The organism is Bradyrhizobium sp. (assembly GCF_004799445.1).
Taxonomy (GTDB): Bacteria; Pseudomonadota; Alphaproteobacteria; order Rhizobiales; family Xanthobacteraceae; genus Bradyrhizobium.
In genome coordinates this window covers 22,484-42,170 of the sequence record NZ_SSNA01000024.1, presented here as the reverse complement: position 1 = coordinate 42,170, position 19,687 = coordinate 22,484, and the positions used below count along the sequence as shown (strand labels likewise).

Here is a 19,687-nt window from a genome sequence, read left to right as displayed (position 1 = left end):
CTTGTCGGCGGGTTTCTCCACGGGCTTTTCAGCGGCGGATTTATCGGTCTCGGCCGGTGCCTTAATGCCCTTGGCCCTGACGCCGGGCTCGGGAATGTTGCCGAGATCGGCTGATTTCTCCACCGGCTTGGAATCACCCCTGGAATGGGCCTTTTTCGGATCGGCGGTCGATACCGCAGCCGCGGTCGCCGCGGCGTCGGCAGCGGGTCTGACGTTGATGTAATGATTAACGATATAGGCGCCGACGATGGTCGCGATCACCGACGGCAAGATGTCCATCGCAAATTTGGAGACCAATTTCAGCATGCCGACCACTCCCGCGGGGTTTTTGATGCCGGAGCTTTGAGGCAGATCGGTGGCAATTCGGTAAATGGCGGGGTTATGGCTTCAACTCCACTTCCAGAAAGACGATTTCGCTCGTGCTTTCGTTGAGCACGTCGTGTTCCACCCCGGCTTTCCGGAAATAGGATTTACCGGGCCCGAGCTGTGCCTTGGAACGCTCCCCGCCCGACGCCACGATGGTCATCTCGCCTGCGGTCACGGGAACGATGACGTAATCCATCTCGTGAATGTGATGTCCGGTGGCGCTGCCCGGCGCCAGCCGCCATTCGGTGACGCGGACCTCCGGCGTATCGACCTGAACGTCGGATTTGGCGCTGATCATGGCCGATTTTCTCCCGCCCGGTCAGGGCACGAACACCAGGAATAGAAATACCGCAAATACCACGAGGTGGACCAGCCCGAAAAGGATGTTGGTGCGGCCGGTGCCCAGCGTCAGCATAGCGACGATGAACGTCAACCCCAGCAGCACCATATCATGGGCGGGAAGGCCGAGTACCAACTGCTTGTCCAGCGCATAGGCGGCGACCGCGACCGCCGGGATCGTCAGGCCGATGGTTGCGAGCGACGAGCCGAGCGCGAGATTGATGCTCTTCTGCAGGTCGTTCTTACGCGCGGCGGCGACCGCCGCGACACTCTCGGGCAGCAGAATCAGCAGCGCCACCAGAATTCCGGCAAAGGCCGGCGGCGCGCCGATCAGGGCAGCCCCCACATCAACCACCTGCGAGAATTTCTTCGCCAGCAGCACCACGGCCAACAGCGAAACCAGCAACAAGCCGGCGCTGAGCCACATCATCCGGTTCGAACGATGCGTCCCGTCATCCACGGCGCCGGCGGCCTCGCTGACGAAATAATTCCGGTGCCGGACAGTCTGGATATAGAGAAACACACCATAGAGCAGGATGGTAACGGTGCTGACGAAGCCGAGCTGGCTCGCCGAATAGACCGGCCCGGGCGTCGTCAGCGTATAATTGGGCATGATCAGCGTGATCGTCGCCAGCACCACCAGAACGCTGAGATACAGATTGGATCCGGTCACCTGAACATCCTGCTCGCGGTAACGCAGACCGCCGGCCAGGATACAGATGCCGACCAGCCCGTTGCAGACGATCATCACCACCGCAAAGACGGTATCGCGCGCCAGCGTCGTCACCGCTTTCTCGCCCAGCATGATAGTGGCGATCAATGCCACCTCGATGATGGTAACGGCCAGCGTCAACAGCAGCGTGCCATAGGGCTCGCCGATCCGCTCGGCGATCACCTCGGCATGATGAACGGCTGCGAACACCGTGCCGAACAGGATCACCAGCAGCACCGCCGCAAACGCCAACCCTGCCGCCGATGGCGCGAAGCTATAGCCGAGCGCGGTGGCGCCCGCGAACAGCAGGACGGAAAGTGCGGGGAAAATCCACGCCGATCGCGGCATCGGTCCGTGCGTACTCATGTATCCTAACCCCTAAGCCATGGCGACGGGCGGCGCATCATACGACGGCAGCCCGTCAACTATTTCAAGTTCCCGTAAATGAAGTCCCGCGCCGTTGCGACGGCACCATAATCATCCAGATCGTTATGGCCGCCGTTTGGAAACCGCACGAATTGTTTCGGCTCATGGGCGAGCGCGAATAACCGTTCGCCGAGACCTATTGAAATGGTGGAATCGCGGGCGCCATGCATGATCAGGAGGGGAACCGTCACCCGCGCCATGCGCTGGTCGGAGCGAAATTGGTCCCTGACCAGCCACCGTACCGGCAGAAATGGAAACGCCGCGCCTGCAACCTCCGTGATCGAGGTGTAGGGAGCTTCAAGGACGAGCTTTCCGATCCGCTGTTCCGCCGCCAGCGCGACGGCAACGCCGCTTCCGAGCGAAAAGCCCCAGACGACCATCCGATCCACGCCATATCGCGCCGATGCGAACGCATAGGCTGCTGCGGCATCCCAAAGAAGCCCCTGCTCGCTCGGCCGGCCGCTCGAGCCGGCATAGCCCCGATACGACAACGCGACGAGCCCGGTCCCATCCGAGGTGATGTCGCGGAAGCGGCCGACCAGACCGGCGAGGAAATCCCCGTTGCCGTGAAAATAAATCACGACCGCATGGCCCGGCTTTGCCGGCACGTGCCACACAACCACCGTCTCGCCATCCGCCGTGGTCAGGAGGTGTTCTTCAGCCGCGCCAAGACCGGCGGCATCGGGCGCGGTGCGGACGGTCTGCGGAATCGGAAAGAGGAACGACCGCTGTGCGAGGAACAGTACGGCAAGACCGATGAGATAGCCGCACGCTGCGACAACGACCAGCCATTTCAGGACGGTCATGATTTCCCGTAAATGGCCTCACAGCGCCTTGACGATGTTCTCGGTCATTTTCTTGGCGTCGCCGAGCAGCATCATGGTGTTGTCGCGGTAGAACAGGGGATTGTCGATGCCGGCATAGCCCGACGCCAGCGAGCGCTTGATGAACATCACGGTCCCGGCCTTCCACACCTGCAGCACCGGCATGCCGTAGATCGGCGATTTCGGATCGTCCTCGGCGGCCGGGTTGGTGACGTCGTTGGCGCCGATCACGAAGGCGACGTCGGCCTGCGCGAATTCCGAATTGATGTCCTCGAGTTCGAACACCTCGTCATAGGGCACATTGGCTTCGGCGAGCAGCACGTTCATGTGGCCGGGCATGCGGCCCGCGACCGGGTGAATCGCGTATTTGACCTCGACGCCTTCCTTCTTCAGCTGGTCGGCCAGTTCGCGCAGCGCGTGCTGCGCCTGCGCCACCGCCATGCCGTAGCCGGGCACGATGATCACCTTCTGCGCGTTCTTCATGATGAAGGCCGCATCGTCCGCTGAGCCGAGTTTCACCGGCCGCACTTCGCCCCCCGCGCCTGCGCCGGCGGCCGCCGTCTCGCCGCCGAACCCGCCGAGGATGACCGAGATGAAGGAGCGGTTCATCGCGTGGCACATGATGTAGGACAGGATCGCGCCGGATGAGCCGACCAGCGCGCCGGTGATGATCAGCGCCGAATTGCCGAGCGTGAAACCGATCCCGGCGGCGGCCCAGCCGGAATAGGAGTTGAGCATCGAGATCACGACCGGCATGTCGGCGCCGCCGATCGGGACGATCAGCAGCGCGCCGAGCGCCAGGGCGATGACGGTGATCAGCCAGAAATCCACCGCGCCGCCGAACATCACGAGCCTGACGATGAACACCACCAGCGCCACGCCGAGGCCGATATTGATGAGATGCCGCGCCGGCAGGATGATCGGCGCGCCGCTCATGCGGCCGGACAGTTTTGCAAACGCGATCACCGAGCCGGTGAAGGTCAGCGCGCCGATGGCAACGCCGAGCGACATTTCGACCAGGCTCTGCGGATGGATGTTGCCGGGCGTGCCGATGTCGAAGGCCTCCGGCGCGTAGAACGCGCCTGCCGCCACCAGCACCGCGGCCATGCCGACCAGCGAATGGAACGCCGCGACCAGTTCCGGCATCGACGTCATCGGCACCCGGCGCGCGATCACCGCGCCGATTCCACCGCCGATGGCGACGCCGAGGATCACCAGCGCCCAGCCGATGCCGTCCGCCGGCGGATGGGCGGCCAGCGTGGTCGCCACCGCGATCGCCATGCCGATCATGCCGAAGAAGTTGCCCTGACGCGACGATGCCGGGCTCGACAGGCCGCGCAGCGACATAATGAACAGCACTCCGGCAACGAGGTACAGGACTGCGGCAAGATTGGCGTTCATCTCAGGGTCCCCATTGTCTTCGTCACCACGAGGTGCACGCCGTTCACTTGATCTTCTTCTTGTACATCGCGAGCATGCGCTGGGTGACCAGGAAGCCGCCGAAGATATTCACCGATGCAAAAATCAGCGCGACGAAGCCGAAGCCGCGCGCCCATACCCCGCCGCTGCCGACCATCGCCACCCCGACCGCGAGCAGCGCACCGACCACGATCACCGAGGAGATCGCGTTGGTCACCGACATCAGCGGCGTATGCAGCGCCGGCGTCACTGACCACACCACGAAATAACCGACGAACACGGCGAGCACGAAAATCGATAGCCGGAACACGAAGGGATCGACGGCCTGCGCGATATGATCCATGGCGGCTCTCCTTAAGTCTTCGGCTGGAAGTTCGGATGAATGACGGCGCCATCCCTGGTCAGGGCCGTGGCCTTGACCAGTTCGTCGTCCCACTTCACCGCGAGCGCCTTGGTCGATTTGTCCACCAGCGTCTCGATGAAGGAATACAGATTGCGCGCATAGAGGCTTGAGGCCGAGGCCGCGACGCGGCCGGCGACATTGGTGAAGCCGACGATCTTGATGCCGCCGACATCGGCGACCTCGCCGGGCCTCGCGCCCTCGACATTGCCGCCGCGCTCGACCGCGAGATCGACCAGCACCGAGCCCGGCTTCATCGATTTCACCATCTCGGCGGAGACAAGGCGCGGCGCGGGCCGGCCCGGGATCAGCGCGGTGGTGATGATGATGTCCTGCTTCTTGATGTGCTCGGCGGTCAGCGCCGCCTGCTTGGCCTGATACTCTTTCGACATTTCCTTGGCGTAGCCGCCGGCGGTTTCGGCCTGCTTGAACTCCTCGTCCTCGACCGCGAGGAATTTGGCTCCCAGGCTTTCGACCTGCTCTTTCACCGCCGGCCGCACGTCGGTGGCGGTGACCACGGCACCCAGCCGCCGCGCGGTCGCTATCGCCTGCAGGCCGGCGACGCCGACCCCCATCACGAACACCTTCGCCGCCGGGATCGTGCCCGCCGCCGTCATCATCATCGGAAAGGCGCGGCCAAAGGCCTCGGCGGCCTCGATCACGGCGCGGTAGCCGGCGAGATTGGCCTGGCTCGACAGCACATCCATCACCTGGGCGCGGGTAATGCGCGGCATCAATTCCATCGCGAACGCCGAGATGCCGGCGTCCGCCATCGCCTTGAGCGCGGCATCGTTGCCGTAGGGATCCATGATGGCGATGACCAGCGCGCCACGCTTGTAGTGGCCAAGCTCGGAAGCCTCCGGCCGCTTCACCTTGATGACGATGTCGGCGTCCTTGACGGCATCCGCGCTGACGGTGGCGCCGGCCGCGGTGAATTCCGAATCCGGCAAGCCCGACTTGATGCCCGCGCCCGGCTCCACGGCAATATCGACGCCCAGCGCCCGATATTTTTTCACCGTATCGGGCGAAGCGGCGACCCGCGGCTCGGACGGATCGATTTCCTTGGCGACGGCAATCTTCATGGGGCCTCCGGCGGCGCGGGAAGCTCGCGCGCGCAAACTAGCGCTTGATTTCGCAAGGATGGAACCGGTCTTGCGACCGGAACGCGGTGGGTCTCTCAGGATCGCGCCGCCGGTCGGCGGCGCGGACGTCGATGCATCAGGTCAGAAAAATCGCCATCATGGCGACGATGAAGATCACGGCGGCGGAGCCATACTTCACGAGCTTGATGAACCCCTCATAGGTCTGCTCATGGGCCGGATAGTCGTTGCCGTCAGCGGTCGTATAGGCCACTTCGTTATGTTCTGCCATCGGTCTCCCCGGTGAGTGTTCGCGTCTCGCCGTGGAATTACCGCAATCCCAACAGGAGGGCAACGGCGGATGGGCGGCTTTGCGCCGCTTATCGGGTCATTCGGAAGGCCAATTGTCCCTGATCCAGCGGGTGAGGCCATCTTCGTTCACCTCACCTGCTGCGAGAGCAAGGATCATGGCGGTGGCGCTTTCCGGCGGCACCAGAAAATCGATGTCGTTGAGACCCAGGAATACGATGATCGCGCCGAAAGCTGCGCGCTTGTTGCCATCGATAAATGGATGGTTCCGGGCAATGCCGAACGCATACGCTGCCGCAAGCGCAGCAAGGTCCGTTTCACCATAGGTGAATTTGTTGATGGGACGGCCGAGCGCAGATTCCAGCATACCTTGGTCACGAATGCCGTCCGGCCCTCCGAACAAGGCGAGCTGTTCGGCGTGGAGATCCGCCATGATCTCCACATCCAGCCAGATCGGCTCGTTCATTTTGCGAGAGCCTTATAGGTGTCCGCATAGGTACTGAACGAACGCCGCGCGATTTCCATCGCCTTGGCATGCTTCGGGTTGTAGGGCGAAAGCTTGATGCCCCGCTCGGTCTGCTCGACGATATGGAGCTTGTCGCCTTCCTTCAGCTTGAGCCGGGAAAGGATGTCCTTCGATAATATGAGGCCCAGCGAATTGCCGATCTTCTTGATCTGGACGAATTCCCCCTCAGCGGTGGTTCGTGGAATCTCATTCATGGCTTAATCTCCGTTATACAGACTGTATAACAGAAGGGTGTGCGGCGTTCAACAAATGTTTTACGCCCTGCCCACCTCAGCCCATCGCCTCCAGTTCGTCGATCATGCCGGCGATCACCGACAGCCCGCCCTCCCAGAATTTGGGATCCTTGGCGTCGAGCCCGAACGGCTTGAGCAATTCGGAATAATGCTTGGTGCCGCCGGCCGAAAGCATCGCCAGATAGCGTTCGGCAAAGCCTTCTTGCGCGTTTTCGTAGACCGCATAGAGCGAGTTCACCAGGCAATCGCCGAACGCATAGGCGTAGACGTAGAACGGCGAATGGATGAAGTGCGGAATGTACATCCAGAAATTCTCATAGCCGGGCCGGATATCGATCGCCGGTCCCAGGCTCTCGCCCTGCACGGAAAGCCAGATCTCGCCGATGCGCTGGGCGGTCAATTCGCCTTTCTTGCGCTCGGTATGGATGGCGCGCTCGAAGGTGTAGAACGCGATCTGGCGCACCACCGTGTTGATCATGTCCTCGACCTTGCCGGCCAGCAGCGCCTGACGCTGTTTGAGGCTCTTGGTCTGCGCCAATAGCCGCCGGAAGGTCAGCATCTCGCCGAACACGCTGGCGGTTTCGGCCAATGTCAGCGGCGTCGGCGCCATGAGCGCGCCGTTCTTCGCCGCCAGCACCTGATGCACGCCGTGGCCGAGTTCATGGGCGAGCGTCATCACGTCGCGCGGCTTGCCCTGATAGTTCATCAGCACATAAGGGTGCGCCGACGGCGTGGTCGGGTGCGAGAAGGCGCCGGGCGCCTTGCCCGGCCGCACCGGCGCGTCGATCCAGCGATCGCTGAAAAACCGCTCGGCAATGCTGGCCATTTCCGGCGAAAATCCACGATAGGCCGTCAGCACCATGTTCTTGGCCTCGGGCCAGGCGATCGTGCCGGTCGCCGCAAACGGCAGCGGCGCGTTGCGATCCCAATGCGCGAGCTTTTTCTTCCTGAACCAGGCGGCCTTCAGGGCGTAATAGCGATGCGACAGTCTTGGATAGGCCGCGCGGACCGAGCCGACCAGTGCGTCGACGACTTCGCGCTCGACGCGGTTGTTCAAATGGCGGGAATCCGCGACATCGGCAAAGCCGCGCCAGCGATCGGAAATCTCCTTGTCCTTGGCAAGCGTATTGGTGATCAGCGCAAAAGTTCGCTCGTTGGCCTTGAACGTCTTCGCCAGCGCCTGCCCCGCGGCTTTTCGCTTTTCCCCCGCGCGATCCTGCAGCAGGTTCAGCGCCGGCTCGATGGCGAGCTCCTTGGTCCCGAGCTTGAAGCGCAGGGCCGAGATCGTCTGGTCGAACAGCCGGTTCCAGGCGGCGTAACCGCTCTGCGATTTTTCGTGGAACAGCTGCTCGACGCGGTCCTCGAGCTGATACGGCTTGTCCTTGCGCAGGTCCTCGATCCAGGGGCGATAATGCGCCAGTTCAGGCGCCTGCATCGCGCGGTCGATGACGGCATCGTCGATGCGGTTGAGCTCGAGCGCAAAGAACAACAGGTGCACCGAGGCATTCGTCAGCCGCTCGGAGACGTCGCCATAGAATTTGGAGATCGCGGGATCGACACTGTCGCCGGCATGAACGAGACCCGCAAACGACCCGAGCCGCCCGGCGAGATCATCGATCGCCTCATAGCGCCTGACCGCCTCGGCGAGCCATTGGCCGCCGCCCTCGGCCGCCGTCCGCTCCGCGAGCTTGCCCTTGTAGTCCGTCTCAAACGCGACGCATTCGGCGTTCATCTTTTGCAGATCGGTTGTGACTTCTGGCGCGTCGATCCCGGAATAGAGGTCGGAAAGGTTCCATTCCGGCAGCTTGCCCGCCTTCGGCCTGGTGGCGGATTTCTTCGGATTCGCCTTGCGTTGGGCTGTCGATTTGCGGAGAGCGGACGAGGAGCGCGATGTCATCTGGTTCGAGCCTATGGAGTGTGCGTTTTCAACCGGAACGGCTGCGACGGCGAGGCGATGGCGGGACATCAACGCTTAAGCGGGCGTTAATCGGCATCGGCGAGAGTGCCCCGATTCGAGACAGATAGTTGTAACGAGTGGGGAACGCCATGGCTGCCAGCATTTTGATCGCCGACGATGACGCGGTGCAACGCCGCCTGGTCGAAAACATGGTGCAGAAATGCGGCTATGAGACAACCGTGGTCGATTCCGGCGACGCCGCCATCGCGCTTCTGACCGCGTCCGATGCGCCTGCCTTCGATGCCATGGTGCTCGACCTCGTGATGCCCGGCCTCGACGGCATGGGCGTGCTGGCCAAAATCCGCGAAGCCGGTCTTTCGATTCCCGTGGTCGTGCAGACCGCCCATGGCGGCATCGACAATGTGGTGTCGGCGATGCGCGCCGGCGCGCAGGATTTTGTCGTGAAGCCGGTCGGCATCGAGCGGCTGCAGGTCAGCTTGCGCAATGCGCTCAATGCCAGCGCGCTGAAAGGCGAGTTGCAGCGGATCAAGCACAGCCGCGAAGGCCGATTGACCTTTGCCGATATCATCACCCGCAGCGAGGCCATGGCCGGCGTGCTGCACACCGCGCGGAAGGCCGCCGCCTCGACGATTCCTGTTTTGGTCGAGGGCGAGTCCGGCGTCGGCAAGGAATTGTTCGCGCGCGCCATCCATGGCAGCGGCGAACGGAAATCGAAGCCGTTCGTTGCCGTCAATTGCGGCGCGATCCCCGACAATCTCGTCGAGTCGATCCTGTTCGGCCACGAGAAGGGCGCCTTTACCGGTGCCACCGAACGCCACCTGGGCAAATTCGTCGAAGCTTCCGGCGGCACGCTGTTCCTCGACGAAGTCGGCGAATTGCCGCTGGCAGCGCAGGTAAAGCTGCTTCGCGCGCTGCAGGAAGGCACCGTCGAAGCGGTCGGCGGGCGCAAGCCGGTGAAAGTCGACGTCCGGATCATTTCCGCGACCAACCGCAAGTTGCTCGACCACGTCAAAAGCGGGCATTTCCGCGAAGACCTGTTCTACCGCTTGCACGTGCTGCCGCTGACGGTGCCGCCGTTGCGGATGCGCCGCGAGGATATTCCGCATCTGTTGCGGCATTTTCTGGCGCGGTTCTGCGCCGAGGAAAACCGCCACATCACCGGCATCAGCGGCGAGGCGATGGCCCATCTGTCGCAACTTGAATGGCCGGGCAATATCCGGCAGCTCGAGAATGCGGTCTATCGCGCCGTGGTCATGAGCGAAGGCGACCAGCTCGGGCTGTCGGATTTCCCGCAGACCGCCAGCCTGTCAGCGCCGCCCGTGTCGGAAGCGCATGGCGAACCGCTGATTGTCGGACCAGCCTTTCATTCGACCGTGCCGGCCATGGTTTCGGGTAATGAAATACCGATCGCGCCGCTACCATCGGCGGGAACGCTGGCGATGCTGACCAATGCCGGAGAAATGCGGCCGCTCGAAGAACTGGAGAGCGAGATCATCCGCTTCGCGATCTCACACTACCGCGGGCAGATGTCGGAAGTGGCGCGCCGGTTGAAGATTGGCCGCTCGACACTTTATCGCAAGCTCGACGAGGCTGCCGACAACTCGTCCGCCGGTGGAACGGATGAGGCGAACTGAAGATTAGTACAAGGTCTCGGCACCCCGCCGCCGCATCGCGAATGTGGCCGGAAAAGGCCGATCCGGAAGATTTGAACCGTTGCCCGGAGGTGACAGACAAAGGCAGGCGCGCGTGGCAAAAGCGGCAGGCTCGATGCAAAAAGACGCAGTGAGGTCAGTTTGTCGTGAGTTTCCCCCCGTGGCGCTGGCTGCATGTGGGGTGCGCGTGTATCGTCTGCGTATGAATCGTTGCGGCAGGCGTGCCAAACTTGGAGATTTGGGGCACATTCTTGAATGCGCTTCAGAACCGATCAGGCCGGCGCTTTCGCGAGAACTATAACGGACTAACCATAGGCTGCTCCTGGCTGGGGCAGTTCACCCGAGGGGTGTGATGATGCGTGACTGTTGGAAGAACCGTGCCGGATATGACCGCGTCTTGATGGCCGTCGCGGCGACATTCCTCACGGTGTCGGCGACTTCGGCACTGGCGCAGGGCGACCAGGTCCGCAACAGCGCCGCCGAGCTCGCGATCGATGCGGCGGTCCCCCGCCCCGAGCCCGCCAATGTCCCGCCTCCAACCGCCAACGACTTCAAGCTGGACACGCCGGCGCCCGACGCGGCGAAGGTGACGGAGAAGGCCGCGCCGGAGACAAAGCCGGCCGATGTCGCCGTCGTTCCGGCCCCCGAGCCCACCAAAACCGATACCAGCAAAGCCGACGCCGCGACCGTCGCACCCGCGCAGCCGCCGGCTGCGGCTGCCGCAACGGCCCCCGATCCGGTCAAGGCGGCGAGCAATGTTGCGCCGGCGGATCAGCCGGTTGCCGACAAGCTGCGTGACATGCTGGGCGCAAAATCGCTGCGCTATTTCGATCGCAAGGCCGAGCGGGCGGCGGTGGAGAAATTCTACACCGCGCGCGAATATGCGCCGCTGTGGACGCAGGCCGGCAAATTGAGCGACAGCGGCAAGGGCGTCATCGCGCGCCTGAAGGACGCAGCCTCCGAGGGCCTGAATGCATCGGATTATGCGGTGCCGGATTTCGCGCTCGCGACCACGCCGGATGCGCTTGCTGAAGCCGACATGAAGTTGACCGCCAGCATGCTCGATTACGCGCGCCAGGCGCAAAGCGGCCGGATGCACTGGTCGCAGGTCTCGGCGGACATTCAATATCCCGAGCATCCGACCGATCCGACCGAGGTGCTCACCAATGTCACGACCGCCAAGGATGCCTCCGCGGCGCTCGACAGCTACAACCCGCCGCAGAAGCTCTATCGCGAATTGAAGGCGAAGCTTGCCGAACTGCGCGGCCTCGGCGATGGGCCGGTGGTTCAGATCGCGGACGGGCCGGTGCTTAAATTCACGCCGGCGCGCGGCACCAAGCAGCCCGCGGTCGAGATGGAAGATGACCGCGTCCCGCAACTGCGCGCCAAGCTCGGCATCACCGAAAACGCCGACAACACCCGTTATGACGCCAAGGTTGCCGAAGCCGTGCGCAAGTTCCAGGCCGGCGCCGAACTCAAGCCGACCGGCGTGCTGGATGACCGCACCATCAAGGCGATCAACAGTCCGAAGCGCGACCGCCAGATCGATACCGTGATCGTCAACATGGAGCGGTGGCGCTGGCTGCCGCGCGACCTCGGCGCGCCCGCCATCGGCGACGCCTATGTCATTCTCAACATCCCCGATTATACCCTCAAGGTGATGCAGCATGGCGCGCAGGTCTGGACCACGAAGGTGGTGACCGGACAGCCCGGCGTCCATGCAACGCCGCTTTTGACGGAAACGATGAAGTTCATCACGGTCAATCCGACCTGGAACGTGCCGCCGTCGATCATCTACAACGAATATCTGCCGGCGCTGCAGCAGGACCCGACCGTGCTGGAGCGCATGGGATTGAAGCTCGACCGCGCCCGCGACGGCAGCATCCATATTTCGCAGCCGCCCGGCGAACGAAACGCACTCGGCCGCATCCGCTTCAATTTCCCGAACAAATTCCTGGTGTATCAGCACGACACGCCGGACAAGAACTTGTTCGCCCGGGAAGAGCGCCCGTTCAGCCACGGCTGCATGCGGGTGCAGAATCCGGATCAATATGCCACGATCCTGCTCAACATCACCGATCCGAACGGGCATTACACGCCGGAGAAGATCCGCAGCATGTACGGGCAAAGCGAGATCGATCTCAAATTCCCGACGCCGATACCGGTTAACATCACCTATCAGACCGCGTTTGTGGATGACGCCGGCACGCTGCAATTCCGCAAGGATGTCTATGGCCGCGACGCCACCATGCTGTCGCTGCTTCGCGCCGGCAGGAACAGGGACCTGGAGAATGTGATCGCGCATTCCCAGCCGAACTACGTTCATCCGGTGCCCGACGGCGTCCGGATTGCCAGCGACAATTCGTGGTCGTCAGGCGGCCCCTCGTTCTTCGAGCGGCTGTTTGGCGCGCCGACTCCGCCCCCGGCAGCCCCGGGCCGCCGGCCGCAGCAGCGCCGGATCTTTGACCGTTAGCTGGCCGCCGCGGCAGGCGTTTAGATTCTTGAGGAAAATCAAAGGCCTCGTCCGCCCGGACGGGGCCTTCGACGTTAACCATTCTCCACTTGGATTTAACCAGTGGGCTACTTTTCGCCACACTCGACGGGTTAGCTGCAGGTTCGACTTGGGGGAAGGGCGTAAATCTCGATTAACCCTTCCGCGTTAAGACTGCATTTACCCTCTTTCGCCACACGGGGTAGCGAAAGGGTTCTTCGATCGGTCGTCTTTGGGTGGGCTCATACGTGCTGGCTGGTTTCGCACGCCAATTCAATCTTTTGCATCTGCCCAAGGCCGGATATCAATTCGGACTGACATCCTTGTTGCTCCTCGCCGGAGCCGGCTCGGTGCACGACGCGACCGCGCTCAACGAAACCCGCACCCTTTCGTTCCACCACACCCATTCCGACGAAGACCTCACCGTCACCTTCAAGCGTGACGGCCGTTATGACGAAGAGGCGCTGAAGCAGCTCAACCATTTCCTCCGCGACTGGCGCAGCCAGGAACAGACCACGATGGATCGTCACCTGTTCGACATCCTCTGGGAAGTCTATCGCGACGTCGACGGCAAGAAGCCGATCCAGATCATCTCGTCCTACCGTTCCCCCGCCACCAACGCCATGCTTCGCCGCCGTTCGTCGGGGGTGGCACGCTTCAGCCAGCATATGCTCGGCCACGCCATGGACTTCTTCGTTCCGGACGTTCCGCTCGAGCAGATTCGTTTCGCAGGCCTTCGGCTGCAGCGCGGCGGCGTCGGTTTCTATCCGACCTCGGGATCGCCTTTCGTCCATCTCGATACCGGCAGCATCCGTCACTGGCCGCGCATGACCCACGATCAGCTGGCCCGGGTATTCCCGGAGGGACGCACCGTGCATATCCCCGCCGATGGCAATCCGCTGAAGGGATATGAACTGGCCCGCGCCGATATCGAAAAGCGCGGCAACGGCGATGATGCTGCGACCGTGAGCAAGTCGAACCTGTTCGCACGGTTGTTCGGGCGCAAATCGAACGACGAAGAGGATGAAGGCTCCGCCGCGCCCGTTGCCCGGGAAAAAGCGGCGCCTGATCCGGTCATCGCGGCCGCCAAAGCCGCCGACCCCGTGCCGATGCCGCGCGCAAAGCCGGCGGCCTCGACCTTCCAGCTCGCCTCCGCCGACATGCAGGTCGTGCAGCCCGGAAAACCGAAACCGACGGCCGCGGCCGAAAAGGCCGAGGCGAAACCGCAAACCCCGGCCGACATCATCAACGCCCGCGGCTTCTGGGGTGATACGCCGGCGACACCGAATCAGGCCACGCCGGCGCAGGTCGCCGCCCTCAACGCCCGCCAGGCCCTCGCCACGGCCGATCCACAATCGACTGCCAGTGTTTCCGCGCTCCAGGCGATGGCCTATGCGCCGGCCCCCACCTCGCCGGTTGACCGACCGAATATCGTCGCGGCCAGCGCGCCGATTCCCCACAGCGCCCGGCCAGTCCGCAATTCAACCGCCAATACCGCCGTCGATCTGGTCGTCGCCAAGGGCGCGCAGGGCCAGACTGGCGCGGTGTCAACCTCGACGCGGCTCGCCGCCTCCCCGGCCAGCGATGCCTGGATGCGGGTCATGATGCTGGCGCCAAGCGCCAGCACGTCGATGTCCGCGACCGTGCTCGGCGATGCCGATATGAGCCTGCTCAGCGCGCATTTCGTCAAGCCGCAGGCTGTGATCGCGATGGGATTCTCGGACGATCCGCAGATGGGCCTGACCTGCGACCGGTTTACCGGATCGGCCACCGCCACGCTGGCGACCCAATCCTTCGTGCTGCGGACGGCATCGCTGCGCTAGGCGATCCGCGGTCACGCAACCGTCTCCGCAATTCTCATTTCCACAATTTCAATGTCGTCCTCGCGAACGCGAGGACCCATAACCCCAGGCCTCTCCATGAAGCCGGGGGCTCGTTCCGCGCACCATCATGGCTAACAGCGATGAATGGGTCCCTGCTTTCGCGGGGACGACGGGGCGGCCTTACAGCATTCCCAGCGCCTGCATATAGGTTTCGAGGATCGTCTCCTCCTCCGCCCGCTCGTTGGCGTCCTGCTTGCGCATCCGCACGATGGTACGCAGCGCCTTGACGTCGAAGCCGTTGCCCTTGGCCTCGGCGTAGACGTCGCGGATATCGTCGGCGATGGTCTTCTTTTCTTCTTCCAGCCGCTCGATGCGCTCGATGATGGCCTTGAGCTGGTCTTTGGCAAATTTCGTCGCGGGTTCTTCCTTGACGGCGGCGGCAGTGGTGGCCATCGGGTACTCCTGAATGAACTTGAAGGGTTGAGGCGGAGGAAGCGCCGCACGCTTCATCACGCACCGCATCCTTGAAAAAGACCCTCAAGAGTGCGGCGCCTTGCGTCAAGGCAGCATCGCGCTCATCCACAGCGCACCCACAGGAGAAAGCCTGCCTGGTTCCCCCGTCGTCATTGCGAGCAGCAAAGCTGCGAAGCAATCCATTCTTCAGCACCATGAATCGCCTCGCGGGCCTCATCGGGCGCGCATCCGCGCGACCCGTTGGCTCGCAATGACGGTGTCAGTGCCCCGGATGGACCTTTTTCATGGCCGCGAGCTGTTCCGGGCTGGCCGTTCCCTGATAGGTCGACTTCCAGGTCTCGTAGGGCATGCCATAGACGGCCTCACGGCTCTCATCCTTGCTCATGGCCGCACCCTTGGCATCGGCCTCCTCCTTGAGCCAGTTGGACAGGCAGTTGCGGCAGAAGCCCGCGAGATTCATCAGATCGATGTTCTGGACGTCGGTCCGGGAGCGCAGATGTTCGACAAGGCGCCGAAACACGGCGGCTTCAAGTTCCGTTCTGGTTTTGTCGTCAATCGTCATGACCTGATCTCGCTATTTGGCGCGGAATGCCGGCATTAAGTGGGGAACCGTCACAGATTATTCCATATCGCGCCCCAAACATAACCTTTGCGGGCAGGATTCGGGCCAGCCTCATGGCCTGAAATGCCCCTTTGGGCGTTGACAGCCCCGGTGCGCTCACGCGAAATCGCCAATGAATTGATATAGCTTCGCGGAATGAACCCAGAAGATTCTCATCATCCCAACCGATTCTCCGGGCGTAGGCCCGCCGGATTGATCCCGGCGCTGGCGCTCGCAGTGACGTGCCTGTGGAACAGTTCGGCGGCGGCGGACTTTCGTCTCTGCAACAACACCTCGAGCCGGGTCGGCATTGCGCTCGGCTACAAGGACGCCGAGGGCTGGACCACCGAAGGCTGGTGGAACGTGTCGTCGCGAAGCTGCGAAACCCTGCTGCGCGGCACGCTGGTCGCACGGTTCTACTATATCTATGCCCTTGATTACGACCGTGGTGGCGAATGGTCGGGACAGGCCTTCATGTGCTCGCGCGACAAGGAATTCACCATCAAGGGCGCCGATAATTGCCTGGCGCGCGGGTTCGACCGGACCGGCTTCTTCGAAGTCGACACCGGCGAGCAGCGCGCCTGGACCGTGCAGCTCACCGAGTCCAACGAACAGCCCGCGCAGCGGGTGCCGGGTATTCCGGGCACGATCGGCCCGGGCGGAGCCGGGAACATTCCGGGCCTGTCCAATTCGCCGGGTGGAATAGCCCCCGGGCCAGGCCTGCCGCCCGCCGCGGCGCCCGGAAGCAAGCCATGAGGCGGCTGCGGCGTATCAAGATCCTGGCCACGCTCGGCCCGGCATCATCCGACAGCGCGATGATCAGGCGCCTGTTCGAGGCGGGCGCCGACGTCTTCCGCATCAATATGAGCCACACCTCGCACGACAAGATGCGCGAGCTGGTCAAGACCATTCGCAATGTCGAGGGCAGCTATGGCCGACCGATCGGCATTCTGGTCGATTTGCAGGGACCCAAGCTGCGTCTGGGCGCGTTCGCCGAAGGCGCGGTGCAGCTCAATAACGGCCAGAGCTTCGTGCTGGATTCCGACAAGGCACCGGGCGACAACAGCCGCGTCCAGCTTCCGCATCCGGAAATTCTTGCCGCACTGCGGCCAGGCCATGCGCTGCTGCTCGACGACGGCAAGGTGCGGCTGATCGCGGAGGAGACCTCTCCCGAGCGCGCCGTCACCCGGGTCGTGATCGGCGGCAAGATGTCGGATCGCAAGGGCGTCAGCCTGCCCGACACCGATCTGCCGGTATCGGCGATGACACCGAAGGACCGCGCCGATCTTGAAGCCGCCCTGGTGACCGGGGTCGACTGGATCGCGCTGTCGTTCGTGCAGCGCGCCGAGGATGTCCTCGAGGCCAAGAAACTGATCCGCGGCCGCGCCGCCGTGATGTCCAAGATCGAAAAGCCGCAGGCGATCGACCGGCTCCCGGAAATCCTCGAGGCCTCCGACGCCTTGATGGTGGCGCGCGGCGATCTCGGCGTCGAGCTGCCGCTGGAGCGGGTGCCGAGCCTGCAAAAGCAGATGACGCGGCTGGCGCGGCGCGCCGGCAAGCCGGTGGTGGTCGCAACCCAGATGCTGGAATCGATGATCCAGTCGCCGGTGCCGACCCGCGCCGAGGTCTCCGACGTCGCCACCGCGGTCTACGAAGGCGCCGACGCCATCATGCTGTCGGCGGAATCGGCGGCCGGCAAGTTTCCGGTCGAAGCGGTCTCGACCATGAATCGCATCGGCGAGGAAGTCGAGCGCGATCCGAATTATCGCGGCGTGCTCAACGCGCAGCGCGCCGAACCGGAGCCGACCGTCGGCGATGCCATCGCCGATGCCGCGCGGCAGATCGCCGAAACCCTCGATCTGAGCGCGATCATCTGCTGGACCAGTTCGGGATCGACCGCGCTGCGGGTCGCCCGCGAGCGGCCGAAGCCGCCGATCGTGGCGATCACGCCCAATCTCGCCACCGGGCGCAAGCTGTCCGCCGTCTGGGGCGTGCACTGCGTGGTCGCGGAAGACGCCCAGGATCTGGACGACATGGTCAGCCGCGCCGGCTCCATTGCCTTCCGCGACGGCTTTGCGCGGGCCGGCCGGCGCGTCATCATCGTTGCCGGCGTGCCGCTCGGCAGTCCCGGCACCACCAACATGCTGCGCATCGCCTCCGTTGGCCCGGACGACGACGCCGATATGTGAGCGCCAACGCCGCCGCTCCCCGCGGATGACCGATCAATGCGCCGCGGTCGGCGCTTTAGCTTGCGCGGCCGGCGTAGCCTGCGCGGCAGCGGCCGGCGGCGTTGCGACCGCGATGCCGAACAGCCGCCATTGCGTGCTGACATTCTGAAACAACAGATCAAAATCGATCTGCTGCGGGCGAGTCGGGAAGTGGCCGGTCAGCCGCAGCATGCCCTTGCCGTCCAGCGCAGGTGCCGCGGTGAGTTCGGGCGCCACAAGTGCTGCGGCAAACAGATCGAATTTTCGGCGGCGCAGGTCGGCAAAGCCGTCGGCGAGATCGGCGGCGCTGTTCTTGGCCTGGAAATCCGGCGCCGCCAGATCGCGCAGCACGGTGTAATTGCCGGAACGGTTGGCGTCGTTGAGCGTGAGCAGCGTCGAGCGGATCAGATAGAACGCCTGCTCGACGCTGACCGGCAGCTTCTCGGCCGGCGGCGCCGTCGGTTTTGCCGGAACGTTCTTCCAGCGATCGCCAAACGGCGGCTGCGATTGCGCCGTTGCGGTCGCCCCCAGAACAATTGACGCGATCGCAGCGGTCAGCGCTACCGCGACGATCCGCCTGCGCAGCGTCAGGCGGCGTCGCCCGGTGAAGTCGGCCGGGGCTACCACCCGACCCGCAGGCCGACGCGGCCGCCCGCGACGCTGCCATCCAGCCCGTAGGCGACGCCGCCGTTGAGCTGCATGCTGTTGCTGATGCGGAATGCGCCGTTGATCGCCACGCCGTTGCCGCCGAGGAAGGTGCCCAGGTTCATGCTGGCGGCGAATTTCTCGCTCGGCAACAGCGTCGGCACGCCCGCCATCGCAAAGGCCATCGCGACGCCGGTGTAGGCCCGGCTGGTCCGCATATCGAGCTCGCTCAAATGCGCGTTGATGGCGGAGAGCTGGGAATTGATCGCGCCGACGTCGGCGCTCGACGCCAGCCCGAGGCCCGCGAGCGTGCTGGTGGCGAGATTGCCGCCGCTGTCCGAAGTGACGACCTGCACCGGTCCGCTCTGCGCCGCCTTGCTCGCCGACGAGGTGATGCCGCCCATGGTGTAGGTGTTGCTGGCGGTGCCGAACACCTGCTGGTTGGCGCGTGTCGCCGTCGCCCCATTGCCGAAGGCTGAGGAGTTCGAAAAATTCGCGCTGCTGCCGGTCCCGACGGCGACCGCGTTGGCTCCCGTGACCGAAACATTGTTGCCGATGGCGATGCCGTTGGCGCCGCTCACCGTGTTGACGTTGCCCATCACCACGGCATTGGTGGCGTTCACGGTGTTGCCGGAGCCGAACACCGAGGAACCGGCCGCGCTCGCGGTACTCGCGATAGTGTTGTTGGATCCGGTCACCTGGATGTTGTCGCCAAAGCCCGCGGTGTTGCCGCCGTTGACGGTGTTGCCGTCGCCAAACACAAAACTGTTGTTGCCGTTGAGCGTGTTCGGATCGCCGATGCCGAAGCTGCCGTTACCTCTGACCGTCTGGCTGACGCCGAACGCGCCGCTGTTGTTGCCGGTCACGATGTTGTCGACCCCGGCGGCGATGCTGCTGCTGCCATTGGCGACGCTGCCGAATCCGAAAGCCGCGCTCTGGCTGCCAAGCGCCTGCGCGCCGGTGCCGAAGGCCGAAGAGTTGACCCCGGTGGCCACGGAGTTCGAACCGATCGCGGTGTTGGCCGTGTTGGCGCCACTGGCGTTGGCGTTGAAACCCATCGCGACGTTCAGACCGCCGGCGCCGCCGGCATTGGCGCCAGCCCCTGTTGCGGTGTTGTGGCCAAAGTCTCCGCTGGCGTTCGCCGAATTGCCGCTGGCGAAATTGCTGCTGGCAGAGCCGCCGGCGTTGGCGCTCTCTCCTATCGCGAGGTTGAAGGCCATCGTGCCACTAAGGCCCTGCCCCG

General features: G+C 63.8%; 19 protein-coding genes and 1 pseudogene. 5 read left to right on the top strand and 15 right to left on the bottom strand.

All coding sequences use genetic code 11. The features are described from left to right. From E8A46_RS02145 to E8A46_RS02095, 11 genes and pseudogenes are all read right to left on the bottom strand, one after another. Positions 1–306: pseudogene (locus E8A46_RS02145) on the bottom strand (hypothetical protein); the annotation flags it as partial. Positions 307–379: 73 nt separating this feature from the next. Further along, the gene (locus tag E8A46_RS02140; protein WP_291556774.1) at positions 380–664 is read right to left on the bottom strand and encodes a cupin domain-containing protein; all 285 of its coding nucleotides are present in this window, start codon (positions 662–664) and stop codon (positions 380–382) included. A 21-nt stretch (positions 665–685) separates the two neighbouring features. After that, positions 686–1,783, bottom strand: a complete 1,098-nt coding sequence (locus E8A46_RS02135) for an ionic transporter y4hA (RefSeq protein ID WP_291556772.1) — start codon at positions 1,781–1,783, stop codon at positions 686–688. A 59-nt stretch (positions 1,784–1,842) separates the two neighbouring features. After that, complete coding sequence (locus E8A46_RS02130) at positions 1,843–2,649, bottom strand: alpha/beta hydrolase (RefSeq protein ID WP_291556769.1); 807 nt, start codon at positions 2,647–2,649, stop codon at positions 1,843–1,845. Between the two features lie 18 nt (positions 2,650–2,667). After that, positions 2,668–4,068 (bottom strand): NAD(P)(+) transhydrogenase (Re/Si-specific) subunit beta, encoded by a 1,401-nt coding sequence (locus E8A46_RS02125; protein ID WP_291556764.1) that lies wholly within the window; start codon positions 4,066–4,068, stop codon positions 2,668–2,670. A gap of 43 nt (positions 4,069–4,111) precedes the next feature. Further along, positions 4,112–4,429: a proton-translocating transhydrogenase family protein gene (locus E8A46_RS02120; protein ID WP_291556761.1), complete on the bottom strand. Its 318-nt coding sequence runs from the start codon at positions 4,427–4,429 to the stop codon at positions 4,112–4,114. Between the two features lie 11 nt (positions 4,430–4,440). Next, positions 4,441–5,568: a Re/Si-specific NAD(P)(+) transhydrogenase subunit alpha gene (locus E8A46_RS02115; RefSeq protein WP_291556758.1), complete on the bottom strand. Its 1,128-nt coding sequence runs from the start codon at positions 5,566–5,568 to the stop codon at positions 4,441–4,443. Between the two features lie 136 nt (positions 5,569–5,704). After that, positions 5,705–5,857: an aa3-type cytochrome c oxidase subunit IV gene (locus E8A46_RS02110; RefSeq protein ID WP_291556755.1), complete on the bottom strand. Its 153-nt coding sequence runs from the start codon at positions 5,855–5,857 to the stop codon at positions 5,705–5,707. Positions 5,858–5,953: 96 nt separating this feature from the next. Next, a complete protein-coding gene (locus tag E8A46_RS02105) occupies positions 5,954–6,340 on the bottom strand; it encodes a type II toxin-antitoxin system death-on-curing family toxin (RefSeq protein ID WP_291556752.1) in 387 nt (128 codons plus the stop codon). After that, on the bottom strand, positions 6,337–6,594 hold the full coding sequence (locus tag E8A46_RS02100) for an AbrB family transcriptional regulator (RefSeq protein WP_291556749.1): 258 nt from the start codon (positions 6,592–6,594) through the stop codon (positions 6,337–6,339). Before E8A46_RS02100 ends, E8A46_RS02105 begins: the two co-directional genes overlap by 4 nt. 76 nt (positions 6,595–6,670) lie before the next feature. Next, positions 6,671–8,530 (bottom strand): M3 family oligoendopeptidase, encoded by a 1,860-nt coding sequence (locus tag E8A46_RS02095; RefSeq protein WP_291556746.1) that lies wholly within the window; start codon positions 8,528–8,530, stop codon positions 6,671–6,673. Positions 8,531–8,679: 149 nt separating this feature from the next. On the opposite strand from E8A46_RS02095, the gene E8A46_RS02090 reads away from it, so the two are divergent. The 3 genes from E8A46_RS02090 (at position 8,680) to E8A46_RS02080 (ending at position 14,517) form a co-directional block, all read left to right on the top strand. Beyond that, positions 8,680–10,185 (top strand): sigma-54 dependent transcriptional regulator, encoded by a 1,506-nt coding sequence (locus E8A46_RS02090; RefSeq protein WP_291556742.1) that lies wholly within the window; start codon positions 8,680–8,682, stop codon positions 10,183–10,185. 373 nt (positions 10,186–10,558) lie between these two features. Continuing rightward, the gene (locus E8A46_RS02085) at positions 10,559–12,676 is read left to right on the top strand and encodes a L,D-transpeptidase family protein (RefSeq protein WP_291556777.1); all 2,118 of its coding nucleotides are present in this window, start codon (positions 10,559–10,561) and stop codon (positions 12,674–12,676) included. 254 nt (positions 12,677–12,930) lie between these two features. After that, entirely contained in the window at positions 12,931–14,517 is a 1,587-nt protein-coding gene (locus E8A46_RS02080) for a DUF882 domain-containing protein (protein ID WP_291556739.1), read from the top strand. Between the two features lie 180 nt (positions 14,518–14,697). On the opposite strand, the gene E8A46_RS02075 is transcribed toward E8A46_RS02080, so the two are convergent. Together E8A46_RS02075 and E8A46_RS02070 are read right to left on the bottom strand one after the other, a co-directional pair. Next, entirely contained in the window at positions 14,698–14,970 is a 273-nt protein-coding gene (locus E8A46_RS02075) for a DUF2312 domain-containing protein (RefSeq protein ID WP_291556736.1), read from the bottom strand. A 280-nt stretch (positions 14,971–15,250) separates the two neighbouring features. Continuing rightward, a complete protein-coding gene (locus E8A46_RS02070) occupies positions 15,251–15,553 on the bottom strand; it encodes a DUF1244 domain-containing protein (RefSeq protein ID WP_291556733.1) in 303 nt (100 codons plus the stop codon). Positions 15,554–15,748: 195 nt separating this feature from the next. Between E8A46_RS02070 and E8A46_RS02065 the strand changes: the two genes are divergently transcribed. Both E8A46_RS02065 and pyk read left to right on the top strand, forming a co-directional pair. Continuing rightward, positions 15,749–16,348 carry a DUF1036 domain-containing protein gene (locus E8A46_RS02065; RefSeq protein ID WP_291556730.1) on the top strand — a complete coding sequence of 200 codons (600 nt, stop codon included), beginning with the start codon at positions 15,749–15,751 and terminating at the stop codon, positions 16,346–16,348. Further along, positions 16,345–17,781 carry a pyruvate kinase gene (gene pyk / locus E8A46_RS02060; RefSeq protein ID WP_291556727.1) on the top strand — a complete coding sequence of 479 codons (1,437 nt, stop codon included), beginning with the start codon at positions 16,345–16,347 and terminating at the stop codon, positions 17,779–17,781. Before E8A46_RS02065 ends, pyk begins: the two co-directional genes overlap by 4 nt. A gap of 33 nt (positions 17,782–17,814) precedes the next feature. Here the strand turns inward: pyk and E8A46_RS02055 are convergent, their stop codons facing one another. Beyond that, the gene (locus tag E8A46_RS02055) at positions 17,815–18,426 is read right to left on the bottom strand and encodes a hypothetical protein (RefSeq protein WP_291556725.1); all 612 of its coding nucleotides are present in this window, start codon (positions 18,424–18,426) and stop codon (positions 17,815–17,817) included. After that, positions 18,420–19,664, bottom strand: a complete 1,245-nt coding sequence (locus E8A46_RS02050) for a hypothetical protein (protein WP_291556723.1) — start codon at positions 19,662–19,664, stop codon at positions 18,420–18,422. Before E8A46_RS02050 ends, E8A46_RS02055 begins: the two co-directional genes overlap by 7 nt. Between the last annotated feature and the right edge of the window lie 23 nt (positions 19,665–19,687).